We start from the raw sequence: 18,027 nt of genomic DNA on the forward strand, positions 1-18,027 counted from the left end.
CCCCCGCCACATCCGAGCTGAGGGCCTGCTTTTTTGAGACCGCAATAAAATAGCTCCGTTGCCATTACAGATGCTTTGGCAACCTACTCTACGGCTATCGTCCAACCGGATTCTGGAGAATACACCAGAGAAGTTGACATTACTAAATGTCATTGGTGCTGGTGGTTGAGTGATTCATCCTCGTCGAGAGGTTATCAATATACTTTTGTCTTGGAAGAATGATCCTTGAGATTTTTCATTTTCTTTCTAATTTTTTCCACAGTATTGTTGTGTGGTTGCAGTGGCGGATCAAGTGAAAGTAATGCCGTTTTGATTGAAGGCGAACCTGTTATCATTAATAATGATGGTGGTGCATTTTCGCTAAGCCAGTTTTTCGCCAATAGATCAATTCAGGATTTGGAGAAAGGATATTTTTCTGGAGACCTCGAAGAAGGTTATCTTTTTGCTGTTTCTGTATTTCGAGGTTATGAAAGGGAAAAAAACAAACCTGAAGGAGTGAAACTGTTAACTGAAATGTGGCGAAAGGGAGTTGTTGATGCAGGTTATCATCTTTATGAGATTTATAGCCTTGGGCTTGGCGTTGATATAAATGGTGATGTCTCTCTTTACTATCTTCAAGAATCAGCAAAGAACGGATATATTAAATCACAGCGGGAACTGGGGTTCGAGTATGCTGGAAGAGGCCGGTACGGTTTGTTGGGTAGAGAATATGATCTCTCGATATTTTGGTTTTTAAAAGCTGCAGAGCAGGGTGATAAAATAGCAGCAGTTAATTTAGCTGGGATTTATCACGCTGGCAAAGGAGTTGAACGTGATGATAGAACTGCATTTGAATGGATTTCAAAGGTCGAAGAACTTCCTTATGGAAATCCGATGGATGGCTTTTCTGGCTTGGCAAAAGTCTACGAAGAAGGGATAGGTACGGATATCGACCTCGTCCAAGCCTACAAATATTACGACCTTCTATCCCCCGGCAGCGCTCCCGATAGAGCCCGCCTTGAAGAACAAATGACCCCCGAACAGATCCGTGAGGCCATCCGCCTTTCCCGGCAGTGGCAGGAAGAACACAATATCTTTGTCTCCAGCTACTACGGCCTCGAGTATCAGGAGGATGGGACCTTTCAGTGATGCACTTCCCGAAAGCGATATTTAGGTTTCTAAATTAGCTGGCCCTCCGCCACATCCGAGCTGAGGGCCTGCTTTTTTGAGGCCGCAATAAAATAGCTCCGTTACCATTACAGATGCTTTGGCAACCTACTCTCCGGCTATCCTCCAACCGGGTTTTGGAGAATACGGCTGCAGAACTTGACGATATTCAGCACCGTCGGTGATGTCATTAGTATCTTTGACGGTCTGAATAAGCTAAGTGAGACGCCCTAGGAGAAGATGCTTGGGTTGTCGCAAGAGGCAGCGGGAAGAAGCAATCTGCAATCTGGTCTAACCATCGCCGGTGGGGCGATAGGTCTGATAAGTCTTTTCGTTGGTGGTCTTCCCGTGGCCTTTGTCGGGCTTGTGGTTGGAGGAATTGCACTTTTCTTCGCTTACCTTTATGTAGAGCTCGTCGCCAAAGCGGTCAGAATGTGGATAAATCGAAGTTTCTTCGGCAATCATCTCGGACAAATTGAACCGTTTCGCTCAGGTGAAGAGGAGCTGGCTTCACTCGGTTTGGTATTCAAGGGGCTGACGGTGGATATTACTTGGGAGCACGTCAATATACGTGATGGATTGTTCGGGGAAAAGATTGTTGAGGCTGTGTCCGACCCCCATTCCGCTTCGGGAATGATGTTTCCGCCGAACGGGAAGAGGTTTAATATTAAAGTGCTGGTGCCGGATTTGGGGAAGATGAGGTTGGAGTTTTCACTTTATAGGGAAAAGTCATTAGGCGGAGTGGAAAAGCTTTTTAGTTCTGTGTACGAAGTGAATCAAAGCGAAACCGTACTAGAGAAAAAGAGTGCAAGCTCGATAGGTGATAATGGTTTTGCTGAAAAGAAAGATGGTTTTTACACTATTAGTGAGACTCACTCATATATGTCCTCCCAGTTAGGAGATAGTGGAGCAGAACTGCGCGTAAAAATTTTTAATGATACATCGGGGAACGTTGATTCTGCACCATTTAGGATGAGTTGGTGATGCGCAATTTTTTGAAGGTCTTGGTGTCTTGTCTCCTTTTTCTCATATCCGGTTGCTATGACGAAGAAAATCTTGTAAGCGAACGTTTTTTTGTTTCAATGGAAGGTGAACCCGTTATTTTTAATACGGTTGGGGATGAGTTGTTTCTGATTCGTCATTATGAAAATAGAAACTTTGACTGCTTCCGAAACTCTGTAGAAGAGCGAACTTTGTTTTGTGAGTATTATACTGGTGTTGCATATTTTGGTAGAATGACAGGGGTCAATGTTGATGCAGACCCTGATCTCGGTAGGAATAAATTAGTAAGGGCTTGGAAACGGGGAGCGGTAGATGCGGGGTTCGAACTGTATACTATTTTTTTAAACGGTGTAGGTGTTAAGAAGAACAAGGAGGTCGCAATGCTATATTTAGTGTCATCTGCAGATCTTGGCTTCTTACGCTCGGAGCGAAAGTTAGGTCATCTCTATAGTGGAAGTGATCCTGAAAATCTTGTTGACGACGATTTTTATGAAGCACATCTTTGGTTTAGTAGGTCGGCTGAGCAAGGCGATAAATTATCTGCGGTAAATTTAGCTTGGCTGTATTATGAAGGGCTCGGAGTTAAGCAAAGTGATGAAAAAGCTTTTGAATGGCTTCTGGCTGCTGAAAGGCTACCACACGGTGATGAATTGGATGGTTTTTCTGGCTTGGCAAAAGCCTACGAAGAAGGGATAGGTACGGATATCGACCTCGTCCAAGCCTACAAATACTACGATCTCCTCTCCCCCGGCAGCGCTCCCGACAAAGCTCGCATCGAAGAAAAGATGACCCCCGAGCAGATCCATAAGGCGATCCGCCTTTCTCGCCTGTGGCAGGAAGAACACAATATCTTTGTCTCCAGCTACTACGGCCTGGAGTATCAGGAGGATGGGACCTTTCAGTAGTCGCAGGTGGCAGGCAATAGGAGGCAAGGCTTTTGGTGACCAGCTGTCGAAGGCCCTCGATACCAAAACGTATCGAGGGCCTTTTTGTCGCTGGGGTTAGTCGGATGTCGCTGGCTCGTCGGTGCCTCGCCTGTCGCGATATCGCGGTGGCAGGCGCTCTGCGAGATGTTCGGCCAGGTAGTCGATGACCACGCGGACCTTGGGGGAGCGGTGGCGGTGGTGGGGGGTGACGGCCCAGACGCCGGTATCGCTGTGACGGTAGGTGTCGAGCACCGAGACCAGCTCACCCCGGGCCAGGTGATGCTCGACGTAGTAGTCGGGAAGCTGACCCAGGCCCACGCCCTTCAGCACGGCGTCGAGCAGGGCCGGGCCGGAGTTGCCCTGCCAGGGCCCCTTGATCGCCACTTCCCGGGGAATGCCGTCGACGGCGAAGCGCCAGCGATCGCGTGAGCCATGCAGGCAGCGGTGGTGCTTCAGCTCGGACAGGGCGTGGGGCTGCGAGTAGCGCTGGAAGTAGTCGGGGGAGCCCACCACGTACTCGCGACGATCTGCCAGACGACGGGCGATCATGGTGCTGTCCTCCAGCGTGCCCATGCGGATACCGATATCGAAGCCTTCCTCGATCAGGTCCACCTGGCGGTTGGTGAAGTGCAGGCGCACGCCGAGCTGGGGGTACTGGATCAACAGGTCATTAATCAGAGGCGCCACGTAGCGCTCGCCAAAGGTGGTGGCGCAGGTCAGCGCCAGCTCGCCCCTGGGGTGAGCCTCGAAGTCCTTGACCACGGCGTCGGCCTCGCGAAAGCCGTCGACCAGTGCCTCGCATTGTTGATAGTAGAGCCGACCGGCCTCGGTCAGGCTTATCTGGCGGGTGGTGCGATACAGAAGCGGCGTATCGAGGCGGCTCTCCAGGGCGGCCACCTGTCGGCTGACGTGGGAGCTGGATACACCCAGGCGTCGGGCGGCGGCGGCAAAGGACTTCAGGCGCACCACCTCGATAAAGGCTTCGATGCCGGCCCAAGGATGCATGGCGCTCTCCATTGTTGCGAGACAGCAACAATGTTATGCCGAATGCGTGCTTTATCCCAGTCCGTAGCGAGGTCTAGACTGTGGTCATCATCCACCGGGTCAGGATGACCCGTGCCCCTTACGTCAGTGCGCCAGGCTTGGTCGTTCTTGCCTGTCGTGCAGCCCCCGATCCGAGGAGATTGCCATGAAGTCTCGCGCCGCCATTGCCCTTGAAGCCGGCAAGCCGCTTACCCTGACCGAAATCGACGTCGAAGGCCCCAAGGCCGGCGAGGTGCTGGTCAGGGTGGTCGCCACCAGTGTCTGTCACACCGACGCCTATACCCTGTCCGGGGCCGACCCGGAGGGGCTGTTTCCTTCGGTACTGGGTCACGAGGGTGCCGGTGTGGTCGAAGAAGTGGGGGAGGGCGTCACCAGCCTGAAGCCCGGCGACCACGTCATCCCGCTGTACACGGCCGAGTGCGGCGAGTGCAAGTTCTGTCGTTCGGGCAAGACCAACCTGTGCAGCTCGGTCCGTGCCACCCAGGGCAAGGGCCAGATGCCTGACGGCACCACGCGCTTCTCGCTGGACGGCAAGCCGCTCTATCACTATATGGGCACTTCCACCTTCAGCGAGTACACCGTGGTGCCGGAGGTCTCGCTGGCCAAGGTGTCCAAGGAAGCGCCGCTGGACAAGATCTGCCTGCTCGGCTGCGGGGTGACCACCGGGATCGGCGCGGTGATGAACACCGCCAAGGTCGAGCCGGGCGCCACCGTGGCTGTGTTCGGTCTCGGTGCCATCGGCCTTGCGGTAATCCAGGGTGCGGTGATGGCCAAGGCCGGTCGTATCATCGCCATCGACGTGAACCCGGACAAGTTCGAGCTGGCCAAGCAGTTTGGCGCCACCGACTTCGTCAATCCGAAGGACTACAGCGATTCCATCCAGCAGGTGATCGTCGACCTGACCGACGGCGGCGTCGACTACTCCTTCGAGTGCATCGGCAACGTCAACGTCATGCGCTCGGCGCTGGAGTGCTGTCACAAGGGCTGGGGCGAGTCGATCGTCATCGGTGTCGCCGGTGCCGGCGAAGAGATCTCCACCCGGCCTTTCCAGCTGGTGACCGGTCGGGTATGGAAGGGCTCCGCCTTCGGTGGCGTCAAGGGCCGTAGCCAGCTGCCGGGCTACGTCGAGCAGTACATGAAGGGCGAGCTGAACATCGACGACTTCATCACCCACAACATGGAGTTCGAGAAGATCAACGAAGCCTTCGACCTGCTTCACGCCGGCGAGAGCATCCGCACCGTACTGCATTACTGAGCCGGTAGCATCGAGACGGCGCTGATGAGGCCACGCCCGCCTGACCCAAGCGATGGGCCAGGCGGGCGCCGATTGGCGGTGAGTCGAATGCTGGCGCAGTATTGATGCCAGCTCGCCCCACCGCCAGACGGCCGCGTCGTCCGCCAGAACGAACCGCGTCGTTTTATCCGCCCCGGACCTCGGGGCTTCATCGTTGAGGGGAAGTCGCCATGTCCATGAGCGAACATCTGGAACTGGTCAGCGCCAACCGCAGCTTCGGCGGCTGGCACAAGCGCTATCGTCATCACTCGCGGGCGCTGGACTGCGAGATGACCTTCGCCATCTATCTGCCGCCCCAGGCCGAGACGGAGAAGGTGCCGCTGCTGTGGTGGCTGTCGGGGCTGACCTGCACCGACGAGAACTTCATGCAGAAGGCCGGTGCCCATCGGCTGGCGGCGGAACTGGGCATCGCCATCCTCTGCCCCGACACCAGCCCCCGGGGGACTGACCTGCCGGGTGAGCACGACAGCTATGATCTGGGCTCAGGGGCGGGCTTCTACGTCAACGCCACCCAGGAGCCGTGGAAGGCCCACTACCGGATGTATGACTACGTCACCGAAGAGCTGCCTTCGGTGGTTCGTCAGCACTTCCCGCTCAACGGTCGCGAGTCCATCAGTGGTCACTCCATGGGAGGCCACGGTGCCTTGATTCTGGCGCTGCGCAAGCCGGGGCACTACCGCTCGGTGTCGGCGTTCTCGCCGATCGTCAATCCGACCCAGTGCCCCTGGGGGCGCAAGGCGTTCTCGGCCTATCTGGGCGAGGATTCCAGCAAGTGGACCCAGTACGACGCCTGTGAGCTGGTGGCCCGTGGCGCCTCGCGTCAGCCGTTGTTCATCGACCAGGGCGACGCCGATGACTTCCTCGATGAGCAGTTGTGCCCAGAGCGGCTCGAGGCGGTCTGTGCCGAGCGCGATCACCCGCTGATCCTGCGTCGCCAGCCCGGCTACGACCACAGCTACTTCTTCATCGCGACCTTTATCGAGGATCACCTGCGCTACCACGCCGAGAAGCTCTACGCGAAGCGCTGAGCGAGACTTCTCGCCAACCTGTAGTACCCTCCAAGGTATCCGCCACGGCCCCCGATCATCGGGGGCCGTGGCGTTTCTGGGCGCTTGATTCTTGGGTCCAAGATTTCTGCGGCCTGAACTTCCGAACCATTGAGTGGGGGAAGAGAGTGCTGGGTTTTGGCGTGTCCGGGCAGGGGGCCGGGCATGAGTTGGCTGGCGAGCCAAAGGCGGCGTCCCGGCAAGGCATCGACGGGTCGCCTGGAGAGATAGCCCTGTCGTGAATGGGGAAATATGGCCGATCCTTTGCCTTGTCAGGTGACAGATGCGACCTCGTCATAGTCACCAGCGACATCATTGTCGGAGACGACTGGTCAAGCGGCAGCCGATAGCGATTATTGTGATGCCGAGACTCAGTCGCCAGGCGTAAAGTCGTCGGAGAAAAGCACGGACGCTCCTGCCTGCGATACCCGTAGCGACGCTGGCAACGTCGAGGGTGTCGACACCATGCGCGAGTCCTGTTCCGTTTACGACGTCGCGATAACAACAAATGGACGTGACGGTACCTCGTGGCTTGCGACGAGGAGGCCGACGCTGTGGAGAAGATGACCATGACCCTGCCTAGCCGGCCCGAGGGGCCACAGACCGTAGGTTTTCTGCTGCTCGAGCATTTCACCCTGATCTCGCTGGCCTCGGCCATCGAGCCGCTGCGCATGGCCAACCAGTTATCGGGCCAGGAACTCTATCGCTGGTTCACCCTGAGCCTGGATGGTGCGCCGCTTCAGGCCAGCGACGGTCTGACCGTGACGCCGGACTCGTCGATCACGGTGCCGCTGTCGCTGGACATGGTCGTGGTCTGCGGCGGCGTGGCGCCGACCCGGCATGTGCACCAGGGCCACGTCAGCTGGCTGAAAGCCCAGGCACGCCACCTCAAGCGATTTGGCTCGGTGTGTACCGGCGCCTGGGCGCTGGCCCGGGCCGGGTTGCTCGAGGGTTATGAGGTCAGCACCCATTGGGAATGCCAGGCAGCGCTGCAGGAGGCCTACCCGGGCATCGGCCTGACCTCGAAGCTTTTCGCCATGGACCGGGACCGTTTCACCTGCTCCGGCGGCACCGCGCCGCTGGACATGATGCTGACGCTGATCGGGCGTGACCATGGGCGCGAGCTGGCGGCGGGCATTTCCGACATGTTCGTGTGCGATCGGGTGCGTGGCGAGCAGGACCAGCAGCGGGTGCCGCTCAAGCATATGCTCGGCACCACCCAGCCGCGACTGCAGGAGATCGTCGCGCTGATGGAGAACAACCTTGAAGAGCCCATCGACCTGGACGAACTGGCCCGCTATGTCAGCTTGTCGCGGCGCCAGCTGGAACGGCTGTTCCAGCGCAACCTGCACTGCTCGCCGTCGCGCTATTACATGCGCCTGCGGCTCAATCGCGCGCGTCAGCTGTTGAAGCAGACCTCGATGTCGATCATCGATATCGCCGCCGCCTGTGGCTTCGTCTCCACCCCGCACTTCTCCAAGTGCTACCGCGAGTGCTTCGGCCTGCCGCCGCGGGAGGAACGCCTGGGCTGGAGCGCCTTCTCACCGGTGGTGGCCGGTAGCACCGTATCCCCGCTGCTGGCGGCCGCCCCTGACGAACCGGTGTCCCGGGCGCTGTCGGCGTTGGAAGAAGCGCGCGGGGAGCCGACCTACGGCAGCTTCAAGGTGTTGCCCAAGTAGCGAAGAGCGTGTTGAACAATGCGCCTTCGCTGGCTGAATTTGCTGGACGAAGCCAGGGACCAGGCTTCGGCATGCCTGGACGCCAGATATCGGCAGAAGAGCCTTTGGCCACACCGGTAAAATGCTGACAGCGGCGATTGCCCGCCCCACCCAAGGCCTTGATATACTCCCCGGATCGATTCCAACCGAGCCCGATGCATGCGCAACTGGTGGCGCCCTCTCAGCCGACTTCTGCTACGCGCCACCCTTGCCTTTGCGCTGGGGTCCGTGGTGCTGGTGCTGGTGTTTCGCGTGGTGCCGGTATTCGGCTCCATGGTGATGCTGGAGCGCGAGGTCTCGTCCTGGTTCTCCGGCGAGTCGCTGGACATCCAGCAGCGCTGGCGTCCCTGGGATGAGCTGTCCGACAACGCCAAGCTGGCGGTAATCGCGGCGGAAGACCAGCGCTTCCCCGATCATCATGGCTTCGACCTGGTGGAGTTGAAGCGTGCCATCGAGTCTGCGATGAATGGTGGCTCGCTGCGCGGGGCCAGCACCATTACCCAGCAGACCGCCAAGAACCTGTTTCTGTGGACCGGGCGGGACTATGTGCGCAAGGTGTTCGAGGCCTGGTTCGCCACCCTGATGGAACTACTGTGGCCCAAGGAGCGCATCCTCGAGGTCTATCTCAATATCGTCGAATTCGATCGGGGAGTCTTTGGCCTGGAGGCCGCCAGCCGCCACTACTTCGGTGTCGGTGCCGATCAGTTGAGCGCCGCCCAGGCGGCCCGCCTGGCGGCGGTGCTGCCCAACCCGCGAGAGCGCAGCGCCTCGCACCCGGGGCCGCGCACCGCCCGTCACGCCGCCTGGATTCAGCGACAGATGAATAACCTGGGTCTTGGCTACCTGGAGAAGCTGTAGCCGGCAGGCGTCGCAGTCCTTGATCCTTTGGGTTCTGTCCATTCACTTCTTTCCCTCTTCGCCCCTTTGCTCCCGGCACGTCTCCGCGGTGTTTTGAGGCGCGTCGTTTCGCTTCTTTCCTTTGCCCACGGGTGCCTTTTGTCGCTGCCGGAACGGCGGTGACGCTTTTGGAATTCTCGTCGTCGCAATCAGGCGTCGTGGCCCCCCGGGGCGGCGCTATCCTGCCCGCACAACGCCAGCGTTCTGCTGCTGGCGCTCTCCCTGAAGCGGGTAAGGACAACAGCGATGAACTCCCCTCTGACGCAAACCGAAACTGGTGCCATCGACGCCCGGGCGCTTCACCGCGAGGCCACGGTGATCGACGGTCTGATCATCGCCAAGTGGAGCCGTGAACTCCTCGAGGACATGCGCCGTGGTGGGCTGTCGGCGGCCAACTGCACCGTGTCGGTGTGGGAGGGGTTCCAGGCCACGGTGGACAATATCGTGGCCACCAACGCGCTGATGGAAGAGTGCAGCGACCTGGTGCTGCCGGTGCGCACCACCGCAGACATCCGGCGTGCCAAGCAGCAAGACAAGACCGGCATCATCTTCGGCTTTCAGAATGCCCATGCTTTTGAAGACCAGATCGGCTACGTCGAGATCTTCAAGAAGCTCGGCGTCGGTATCGTCCAGCTCTGCTACAACACCCAGAACCTGGTGGGCACCGGCTGCTACGAGCGCGACGGTGGCCTGTCCGGCTTCGGTCGCGAGATCGTCGCCGAGATGAACCGGGTCGGGGTGATGTGTGACCTGTCTCACGTTGGCGCCAACACCTCCCGCGAGGTGATCCTCGAGTCGTCCAGGCCGGTCTGTTATTCCCACTGCCTGCCCTCCGGGCTCAAGGAGCATCCGCGCAACAAGTCCGATCAGGAGCTCAAGTTCATCGCCGACCACGGCGGCTTCGTCGGCGTGACCATGTTCACCCCCTTCCTGCGGGCCGGGGTCAACGCCACCATCGACGACTACGTCGAGGCCATCGTCTACGTGATGAATATCGTCGGCGAAGACGCCATCGGTATCGGCACCGACTTCACCCAGGGCCACGATCAGGCCTTCTTCGAGTGGCTGACCCACGACAAGGGCTACGCCCGTCGCCTGACCTCCTTTGGCGAGATCATCAATCCCAAGGGCATTCGCACCATCGGCGAGTTCGGCAACCTCACCGAGGCGCTGCTGCGCCACGGCCTCAGCGAAGCCCAGGTGCGCAAGATCATGGGCGAGAACTGGGTACGGGTGCTGGCCGATGTCTGGGGCGAATAGCACACAACCACCACAACAATAACGCCTGCCAAGGAGTCGACCGTGACCAAGATGGCGCCTGAACTGCCCATAGAGGTGGACGTCGAGACCGGTGTCTGGACCACCGACGCCCTGCCGATGCTGTATGTGCCGCGACACTTCTTTATCAACAACCATATCGCCGTGGAGCAGGCGCTGGGCGTCGAGGCTTACGCCGAGATTCTCTACCACGCCGGCTACAAGAGCGCCTGGCACTGGTGCGAGAAGGAGGCCGAGTTGCACGGTCTGGCCGGCGAGGCGGTGTTCGAGCACTACATGACGCGTCTGTCCCAGCGAGGCTGGGGCCGCTTCATCACCGAGGCCATCGACCTGGAGGCGGGTACCGCCCGGGTGCGACTGGAACACAGCGCCTTCGTCTACCAGCTGGGCAAGGTTGGCTACCGGGTCGAGTACATGTTCACCGGCTGGTTCGCCGGTGCCATGGACCAGATCCTGGCGGCCTCGGGGTCGACACTGCGCACCCGGGCCGAGCAGACCCAGAGCGCCGCCGAGCCGGGCTGCGAGGTAGGCCGCTTCGAGGTCCAGCCGCTCACCCCCGTGCCTCGCTGAGCTGCGCTATCCCGTCGATTCGGCGCGCCGCCCTGGTCTCCCTGTTGGGTGACGCTGTTTGGCGAACCCGGTCGGCGAGCTCAGACAGCAACCCCCGTCGGCGAGCTCAGACAGCAACCCCCGTCGGCGAGCCCAGCCAGCGACTCACGTCAGCGACCACCGTCAGCGACCACCGCAGGCCAAGGCGTCTGTCGTGGTTCCACCTTCGTCCGGGCAGAGGAGTTTCCCCATGGCCTTTGACGCGATCTTCGAGCCGATCACCATCGGCAGTCAGACCATTCGCAATCGTGTGGTCAGCACCGCCCACGCCGAGGTCCACGCCACCGACGGTGGCATGACCACGGAGCGCTACGTGCGCTACTACGAGGAGAAGGCCAAGGGTGGCTGCGGGCTATGCATCTGCGGCGGCTCCTCGGTGGTCTCCATCGACAGCCCCCAGGCCTGGTGGAGTTCGGTGAACCTGTCCACCGACCGCATCATCCCGCACTTTCAGAATCTGGCCGAGGCGGTACACCGTCACGGCGGCAAGATCATGATCCAGATTACCCATATGGGGCGTCGTTCGCGCTGGGATGGCCACGACTGGCCCACCCTGGTGTCGCCTTCGGGCATCCGCGAACCGGTCCATCGCTCCACCTGCAAGACCATCGAGGAGGAGGAAATCTGGCGCATCGTCGGTGACTTCGCCCAGGCCGCGCGCCGGGCCAAGGAGGGCGGTCTCGATGGGGTCGAGCTGTCCGCCGTGCACCAGCACCTGATCGACCAGTTCTGGAGCCCCCGAGTCAACAAGCGCGAGGACGCCTGGGGCGGCACCTTCGAGGGCCGCATGCGCTTTGGCCTGGAGGTGCTCAAGGCGGTGCGTGCCGAGGTCGGCGACGACTTCGTGGTGGGCATGCGCATCTGCGGCGACGAGTTCCACCCCGACGGCCTGACCCACGACGACATGAAGGCTATCGCCGCCTACTACGACGCCACCGGCAAGGTGGACTTCTTCGGCGTGGTCGGCTCCGGCTGTGACACCCACAACTCCCTGGCCAACGTCATTCCCAACATGTCCTATCCGCCGGAGCCCTTCCTGCACCTGGCAGCAGGCATCAAGGAAGTGGTCAGCGTGCCGGTGATCCACGCCCAGAACATCAAGGACCCGACCCAGGCCAACCGCATCCTCGAAGGCGGCTACGTCGACCTGGTGGGGATGACCCGGGCGCATATCGCCGACCCCCACCTGATCGCCAAGATCAAGATGGGCCAGGTCGACCAGATCCGTCAGTGCGTCGGCGCCAACTACTGCATCGATCGCCAGTACCAGGGCCTCGACGTGCTGTGCATCCAGAACGCGGCGACATCGCGGGAGTACATGGGCCTGCCGCATGTCATCAGCCAGAGCGAAGGCCCGAGGCGTCGCGCGGTGGTGGTGGGTGGCGGTCCCGGTGGCATGGAGGCCGCCCGGGTGCTGGCCGAACGCGGCCATGAAGTGACCCTGTTCGAGGCCGAGGACAGCCTGGGCGGCCAGATCACCCTGGCGGCCAGGGCCCCGAGTCGCGACCAGATCGCCGGGATTACCCGCTGGTATCAGCTCGAACTTGCCCGGCTCAAGGTGGACCTGCGCCTGGGCACCCGGGCCGATGTGCCCACCATCGACGACCTGAGGCCCGACCTGGTGGTGCTGGCCACCGGCGGGCGGCCGTTTCTCGACCAGTACGCCGACTGGGGCTTCGACCCTGACCCGGAAAAGAGCCTGGTTGTCAGCACCTGGGACATCCTCTCGGGCAAGGTGGCACCGGGCCAGAACGTGCTGGTGTTCGATTCCATCTGCGAGTTCTCCGGGGTGTCCGCTGCCGACTTTCTGGCCGACAAGGGCGCCCGGGTCGAGATCGTCACCGACGACATCAAGCCCGGAGCCGCGGTGGGGGGCACTACCTTCCCCACCTACTACCGCAGCCTGTACGAGAAGGAGGTCATCATGACCTCGGACCTGATGCTGCACGAGGTCTACCGCGAGGGGGCGTCGCTGGTGGCGGTGCTCGAGAACGAGTACAGCGGGGTGCAGGAAGAGCGTGTTGTCGACCAGATCGTGGTGGAGAACGGCGTGCGCCCGGACGAGCGGCTCTACCTCGAGATGAAGGAGGCCTCGCTCAATCGCGGTCAGGTCGATCTGGAAGCGCTCTACGCGGCCAGGCCGCAGCCCTGCCTGGCGCACCTGGACGCAGAAGGTCGCAGCGCTGGAGATCGCAGCGCCGGTTTCGTGCTGTTCCGACTGGGCGACGGGGTGGCCCCGCGCAATGTGCACGCCGCCATCTATGACGCCCTGCGTCTGTGCAAGGACGTTTGAGCGAGCCACGAGGGCGGCCCAGTCGCCGCCCGCCTGACCCTCGTCGAGAGGAGATAGAAGATGCCCGCAACCGTTCTTCCTGACTTGCTGGCCGTGCTGGTGCTGGCCGTGCTGACACTGACCCTGGTGGGTGGGGCCAGACGCTTCACCCTTTGGCGACGCGGGCGGCCCTCGCCGGTGCTCTGGTTGGCGGGCCTGGCGGCGATGCCACGACGCTATCTGGTGGATCTGCACCACGTGGTGGCCCGGGACAAGGCCTTCGCCCACACCCACGTGGCCACCGCCGGGGGCTTCGTCGCCGCCGCGCTGCTGATGCTGCTGGTGTTGCTGGTGCCGATGCCGGCGGGGCTAAGGCTCGGCCTGACCGGCCTGATGCTGGCCGCCAGCGTGCTGATGCTGGTCGGTGCCAGGCTGGTCGCCAGGCGGCGGCGCTCGCCGCCGGCGCGGCTGTCGCGTGGCCCCTGGATGCGCCTGCCCAGGAGCCTCACGGTTTTCTCGGCAAGCCTTGCCGGCGTTGCACTGGTCAGTCTGCTTTCCTCGCTGCTGCCGCCAGGCTGGCTCGGCGGCATCCTCGGCTGGACGCTGGCTGGTGTGCTGCTGGTGGGGCTCGCACTGGGGCTCGCCGAGATGTTGCTGGGCATGACCTGGGGCGGGCCGATGAAGCACGCCTTCGCCGGTGCACTGCACCTGGCCTGGCATCGCCGGGCAGAGCGCTTTTCCACGCGTTCAAGCGAGCGCGAGGGGCGCACGCCGCGCTCCACCGGGCTCAAGGCGCTCGATCTGGACGACCCCGAGGCGCCGCTGGGGGTGGCGTGTCCCGAGGACTTCACCTGGAACCAGCGCCTGGGCTTCGATGCCTGCGTGCAGTGCGGGCGCTGTGAGGCGGTGTGCCCGGCCTTCGCCGCCGGCCAGCCGCTCAATCCCAAGAAGCTGATCCAGGACATGGTGCGGGGCATGACCGGCGCCAGCGCCGACAGCTACCACGGTTCGCCCTATCCCGGCCGGCCGCTCACTCAAGATAGAGGTCAAGACAAGTCTCAGAACCAGGGCCGGCCGGGAGGACCCATCGTCGTCGAGGCGGGCGGCGCCTTGCTCGATGCCGATACCCTGTGGTCCTGCACCACCTGCCGGGCCTGCGTGGAAGAGTGCCCGATGATGATCGAGCACGTGGACGCCATCGTCGACCTGCGCCGTCACCTGACCCTGGAGCGCGGCAAGACCCCGGGCAAGGGCGCGGCGGTGCTCGACAATCTGATCGCCACCGACAATCCCGGCGGCTTTGCCCCCGGGTCGCGCATGCACTGGGCGGCTGACCTGGCGCTCCCGCTGATGCGCGACTACGGCCAGGTGGATGTGCTGCTGTGGCTGGGGGACGGCGCCTTCGACATGCGTAACCAGCGCACTCTGCGCGCCCTGGTCAAGATCCTGCGGACGGCGTCGGTAGACTTTGCCGTGCTTGGTAACGAGGAACGCGACAGCGGCGACGTGGCGCGCCGGCTGGGGGACGAAGCGACCTTTCAGCGTCTGGCCAGGGCCAACGTGGCGACGCTTTCACACTATCGCTTTCAGACCATCGTCACCTGCGACCCCCACAGCTTCCACGTGCTCGGCAACGAGTACGGCGCCTTCGGCGGCGACTATCGGGTACGCCACCACAGCACCTTTATCCAGGAATTGATCGCCGACGGACGGCTCACGCTCGAGTCCCGTCAGCGTGGCCGTGTTACCTACCATGACCCTTGCTATCTGGGGCGCTACAACGGCGAATACGAGGCGCCGCGCCATGTGCTGGCGGCGCTCGGCATAGAGCTTGCCGAGATGCAGCGCTCCGGCTTCCGTTCGCGCTGCTGCGGTGGCGGTGGCGGCGCCCCGATCACCGACGTACCTGGCGAGCGGCGGATTCCCGACATGCGCATGGCCGACGTGGCCGAGACCGGCGCCGAGCTGGTAGCGGTGGGCTGCCCCCAATGCACCGCCATGCTGGAAGGGGTAGTCGATGCCACCGCCCAGGTACGCGATATCGCCGAGCTGGTGGCGGAGGCGCTGATCGAGCCGCCGGCTGGCAAGCGCCAAGCGCGCAAGGCGCCAGCACACGACAGGACGGTCGCCGCAAAAGGAGGTGTGGCAAGAGGCGCCGACCCCGCCGTGGACCGAGGCGTGGGCCATGATGTAGAGGAGCTGAGCCAATGAGCACGTCCGATGAAGCGACGCGAGGCAGCACCCCGGTAGAGACGGCTCGGCGGCGTCGCGATCCCCGGCAAGAGTGGATCGCCCGCAACCGTCTGCATCCGCAGCATCAGTCGGTGCTGGCCGCTTTGGAGGGCGCCACCTCGCCACCGGCGTGGATGGGTCCCCAGGGACGGTTGCGCCGGAACCCGCACGCGGTGGGCTTTATTGGCCCCAACGGTCGCCGTCGTATCGATCGCAGCGGCGTCCAGGCGGGAGCCACCGCGTCGCCTGCAGGTCGCGCCCAGACCGCAGACGTTCAGGCCGCCCGCGACCGGCGCCGCGCGGTGACGCTGGAAGCCCCGGCCGGCTGGATCGCGGTGGTCCCGGATACCGCCACCGGCAGGCTGACCGAGCACGATCGCGATCTGTTCGGCCTGGCCCGTCGACTGGCCGATAGCGGTTCCAAGCCAGAGGGAACTGAACTGGCCGTGGTGGCCATCCTGTTCGGGGATTCGCCGCCACCCGCGCTGGAGCAGGCGCTCGGCGAGGCCGGGGCCGATCGGGTGGTCTGCCTGGCGGTGGCGGAGGGTTATGCCCCCGAGGCACGTTTGGCGGCCTGCACCCGAGTGGACGACGCGCTGGCCCCGCGCCATTGGCTGTTCCCGGATACCGTCCTGGACGGCGGCGATCTGGGGCGCAGGCTGGCGGTGCGGCTGGGCGAGCGGCCCGCCTGCGGGGTGTGGCGCGTCGAGGCGGATGGCGGGCTCGATACCGGCGGGTCCTGCGTCTGTCGGACCGGGTCCGGGCGCGAGGACCAGCCCCGTCCGCTGCCGCGCATCCTGATGGCGCTAGCCGAGTGCGCCGAGCCGGTGGTCGAGACCCGCCATGAGGCGAGAGCGATGGCCCTGGAGCCACCGCACGCGCCCCAAGCACCCCAAGCAAGGCTCGAGGATCTTGGTGCGGTGGCGGTGGACCCTGCCGAAATCGCGCTGCACGAGGCGCCCTTTATCCTGTCCGGCGGCAATGGCGTTGGCGACTGGCCCGGCTTTCACCGGGCCGCCCAGGCGCTGGGCGCCAGCGAAGGCGCCTCCCGGGTGGCGGTGGACGACGGCCATATGCCACGCCATCGCCAGGTGGGGGCCACCGGCACCTTCGTCAGCGCCCGGGTCTACCTGGCGGTGGGGATCAGCGGGGCGATCCAGCACCTGCAGGGGATCCAGCGCTGCGACAAGGTCATCGCCGTCAACCGCGACCCCGGCTGCGATATGGTCAAGCGGGCCGATCTGTCAGTGATCGGCAATGGCGACGAGATCCTCGCCGAACTGGTACGTCTGGTCGAGGCCGGGGGGGAACGTGGAGGCAAAGGTGATAGCGAGCGTGGCGATACCCACGAGTCCCGGCCAGCGGAAACATCCCCGAAGGAGGCCCTGAATGTTGCCTGAATCTTCCTCCCCCCATGGCGAGGCCAAGATCGGCGCCAGTGCCGATGCCAACGGCGGTGTCAAAAACAAAGCCAAGGCCTCCAGCGCAGACGCCACCTACCCGCAAGCCAGCGCCATCACCTCGCTTCGCCTGGATGTGCTGCTGTCGGTGGGGCGCCATCGCCTGACCGGTCGCGCCCAGCGTGCCGATGGCGATGCCCGGGCGCTGGAAATGGCGCTGTCGCTGAGACAGGCGTTGCAGACCAAGAAGACGACCCCTCCCGAGGTGGAGTTGATTCCCTGGCACCTGGGGCCGGAGGACGACGACACCGAAGCGGCGCTGCGTGGCTATCTGGGGATGGGCCTGGACGTCATTCGCTGGATCAAGGCACCGGCGGCGGCGGACGCCATGGCGCCACTTCGGGCGTCACTGACATCGCCCTCGGCGGAGGACGCTTACCACCGTCAGGCGCGCCTGGCGCTTTGCGGGATGCGTGCCGAGCAGGGCGAGGGCACCGGCATGCTGCCCATGGTGCTGGCCGAGCAACTCGGCTGGGCCTGGGTGCCTGGGGTGGTGGCCCTCGAGCGTATTGAAGCGATCGAGGGTCGCCATCGGCACGCTGAGGACGGCGAGCCAGGCAAGGTCAATGACTGCGAGGAGACCGCGCTGTTCCGGGCCATCGTGCTGCAGGCGCTGCCGCAGGGACAGCGACGTCGTCTGGCGGTGACCCTGCCGGCGATCCTGGGGGTGGACAGTGCGGCACCGGCCGCGCGCCAGAGCGCCTTCGGTCCGGCCCAGCGTGGTCAACTGCGTCTGGTCGAGTCAGGCGAAGAGCTGGTGCTGGACCCGGCGGTGGAGCAGTGGCCGCTGATACCGGCCCGGGCACGTCCCAAGCGGCTCAAGATCGTCACCGCCACCAGCGCCCGGGATCGCTTCAAGGCCGCCGCTTCCAAGGCCGAAAGCGGTGGCGGTCGGGTGCTTGCGGATGTTTCGGCCGAAGAAGGGGCCACCGCCATCCTGTCGATGCTCGAGGCAGAAGGTGTCCTGCCGACCGGCGGGGCCCGTTACGATCAACAAGGTAGTCCACAAGGCGATGGACGCTGACGCCAAGCGGTGCCAGCATCAAGACAGGGACCGCCAGTGGCAGGGCGCGTCGACCCGGCAAAGTCCGCACCGCTGCCTT

General features: G+C 62.7%; 14 protein-coding genes. 13 read left to right on the forward strand and 1 reads right to left on the reverse strand.

Features of this window, described 5'->3' with window-relative positions; genetic code table 11:
* The first annotated feature begins 225 nt into the window (after positions 1 to 225).
* The 3 genes from NKF27_RS03955 to NKF27_RS03965 all read left to right on the forward strand — a co-directional run bounded on the left by NKF27_RS03955 (position 226) and on the right by NKF27_RS03965 (position 3,053).
* Complete coding sequence (locus NKF27_RS03955; protein WP_253555405.1) at positions 226 to 1,128, forward strand: tetratricopeptide repeat protein; 903 nt, start codon at positions 226 to 228, stop codon at positions 1,126 to 1,128.
* Between the two features lie 258 nt (positions 1,129 to 1,386).
* Positions 1,387 to 2,130 carry a hypothetical protein gene (locus tag NKF27_RS03960; protein ID WP_253555406.1) on the forward strand — a complete coding sequence of 248 codons (744 nt, stop codon included), beginning with the start codon at positions 1,387 to 1,389 and terminating at the stop codon, positions 2,128 to 2,130.
* Entirely contained in the window at positions 2,130 to 3,053 is a 924-nt protein-coding gene (locus NKF27_RS03965) for a tetratricopeptide repeat protein (protein ID WP_253555408.1), read from the forward strand. The genes NKF27_RS03960 and NKF27_RS03965 overlap by 1 nt, the downstream gene beginning before the upstream one ends.
* Positions 3,054 to 3,149: 96 nt before the next feature.
* Here NKF27_RS03965 and NKF27_RS03970 read toward each other — a convergent pair whose 3' ends face one another.
* A complete protein-coding gene (locus tag NKF27_RS03970) occupies positions 3,150 to 4,079 on the reverse strand; it encodes a LysR family transcriptional regulator (protein WP_253555410.1) in 930 nt (309 codons plus the stop codon).
* 184 nt (positions 4,080 to 4,263) lie between these two features.
* Here NKF27_RS03970 and NKF27_RS03975 point away from each other — a divergent pair, with 184 nt between their 5' ends.
* The 10 genes from NKF27_RS03975 to NKF27_RS04020 all read left to right on the forward strand — a co-directional run bounded on the left by NKF27_RS03975 (position 4,264) and on the right by NKF27_RS04020 (position 17,948).
* Positions 4,264 to 5,373, forward strand: a complete 1,110-nt coding sequence (locus tag NKF27_RS03975) for an S-(hydroxymethyl)glutathione dehydrogenase/class III alcohol dehydrogenase (RefSeq protein WP_045994980.1) — start codon at positions 4,264 to 4,266, stop codon at positions 5,371 to 5,373.
* 209 nt (positions 5,374 to 5,582) lie between these two features.
* A complete protein-coding gene (fghA, locus tag NKF27_RS03980) occupies positions 5,583 to 6,440 on the forward strand; it encodes an S-formylglutathione hydrolase (RefSeq protein ID WP_045994979.1) in 858 nt (285 codons plus the stop codon).
* A gap of 581 nt (positions 6,441 to 7,021) precedes the next feature.
* Complete coding sequence (locus NKF27_RS03985) at positions 7,022 to 8,137, forward strand: GlxA family transcriptional regulator (protein WP_045994991.1); 1,116 nt, start codon at positions 7,022 to 7,024, stop codon at positions 8,135 to 8,137.
* Positions 8,138 to 8,335: 198 nt separating this feature from the next.
* Positions 8,336 to 9,034 carry a monofunctional biosynthetic peptidoglycan transglycosylase gene (gene mtgA / locus NKF27_RS03990; RefSeq protein ID WP_253555412.1) on the forward strand — a complete coding sequence of 233 codons (699 nt, stop codon included), beginning with the start codon at positions 8,336 to 8,338 and terminating at the stop codon, positions 9,032 to 9,034.
* 285 nt (positions 9,035 to 9,319) lie between these two features.
* Positions 9,320 to 10,333, forward strand: a complete 1,014-nt coding sequence (locus tag NKF27_RS03995) for a dipeptidase (protein WP_253555414.1) — start codon at positions 9,320 to 9,322, stop codon at positions 10,331 to 10,333.
* Between the two features lie 42 nt (positions 10,334 to 10,375).
* The gene (locus tag NKF27_RS04000; RefSeq protein WP_253555416.1) at positions 10,376 to 10,921 is read left to right on the forward strand and encodes a DUF5943 domain-containing protein; all 546 of its coding nucleotides are present in this window, start codon (positions 10,376 to 10,378) and stop codon (positions 10,919 to 10,921) included.
* Between the two features lie 229 nt (positions 10,922 to 11,150).
* Positions 11,151 to 13,253, forward strand: a complete 2,103-nt coding sequence (locus NKF27_RS04005; protein WP_253555417.1) for an NADH:flavin oxidoreductase — start codon at positions 11,151 to 11,153, stop codon at positions 13,251 to 13,253.
* A 60-nt stretch (positions 13,254 to 13,313) separates the two neighbouring features.
* Complete coding sequence (locus NKF27_RS04010) at positions 13,314 to 15,443, forward strand: DUF3483 domain-containing protein (protein WP_253555419.1); 2,130 nt, start codon at positions 13,314 to 13,316, stop codon at positions 15,441 to 15,443.
* Complete coding sequence (locus NKF27_RS04015; protein WP_253555421.1) at positions 15,440 to 16,864, forward strand: electron transfer flavoprotein subunit alpha/FixB family protein; 1,425 nt, start codon at positions 15,440 to 15,442, stop codon at positions 16,862 to 16,864. The genes NKF27_RS04010 and NKF27_RS04015 overlap by 4 nt, the downstream gene beginning before the upstream one ends.
* Positions 16,854 to 17,948 (forward strand): electron transfer flavoprotein subunit beta, encoded by a 1,095-nt coding sequence (locus tag NKF27_RS04020; protein ID WP_253555422.1) that lies wholly within the window; start codon positions 16,854 to 16,856, stop codon positions 17,946 to 17,948. The genes NKF27_RS04015 and NKF27_RS04020 overlap by 11 nt, the downstream gene beginning before the upstream one ends.
* Positions 17,949 to 18,027 lie beyond the last annotated feature (79 nt).

Origin of the sequence: Halomonas sp. DN3 (genome assembly GCF_024137905.1) — a bacterium.
Taxonomy (GTDB): Bacteria; Pseudomonadota; Gammaproteobacteria; order Pseudomonadales; family Halomonadaceae; genus Halomonas; species Halomonas litopenaei.

Bases quoted from the DNA above. Each gene is read 5' to 3' on its own strand.
- NKF27_RS03975 (WP_045994980.1), top strand. From the start codon at position 4,264: ATGAAGTCTCGCGCCGCCATTGCCCTTGAAGCCGGCAAGCCGCTTACC.
- NKF27_RS04005 (WP_253555417.1), top strand. From the start codon at position 11,151: ATGGCCTTTGACGCGATCTTCGAGCCGATCACCATCGGCAGTCAGACC.
- NKF27_RS03970 (WP_253555410.1), bottom strand. From the start codon at position 4,079: ATGCATCCTTGGGCCGGCATCGAAGCCTTTATCGAGGTGGTGCGCCTG.
- NKF27_RS04020 (WP_253555422.1), top strand. From the start codon at position 16,854: ATGTTGCCTGAATCTTCCTCCCCCCATGGCGAGGCCAAGATCGGCGCC.
- fghA (WP_045994979.1), top strand. From the start codon at position 5,583: ATGTCCATGAGCGAACATCTGGAACTGGTCAGCGCCAACCGCAGCTTC.
- NKF27_RS03985 (WP_045994991.1), top strand. From the start codon at position 7,022: ATGACCATGACCCTGCCTAGCCGGCCCGAGGGGCCACAGACCGTAGGT.
- mtgA (WP_253555412.1), top strand. From the start codon at position 8,336: ATGCGCAACTGGTGGCGCCCTCTCAGCCGACTTCTGCTACGCGCCACC.
- NKF27_RS04015 (WP_253555421.1), top strand. From the start codon at position 15,440: ATGAGCACGTCCGATGAAGCGACGCGAGGCAGCACCCCGGTAGAGACG.
- NKF27_RS03995 (WP_253555414.1), top strand. From the start codon at position 9,320: ATGAACTCCCCTCTGACGCAAACCGAAACTGGTGCCATCGACGCCCGG.
- NKF27_RS03960 (WP_253555406.1), top strand. From the start codon at position 1,387: ATGCTTGGGTTGTCGCAAGAGGCAGCGGGAAGAAGCAATCTGCAATCT.
- NKF27_RS04010 (WP_253555419.1), top strand. From the start codon at position 13,314: ATGCCCGCAACCGTTCTTCCTGACTTGCTGGCCGTGCTGGTGCTGGCC.
- NKF27_RS03965 (WP_253555408.1), top strand. From the start codon at position 2,130: ATGCGCAATTTTTTGAAGGTCTTGGTGTCTTGTCTCCTTTTTCTCATA.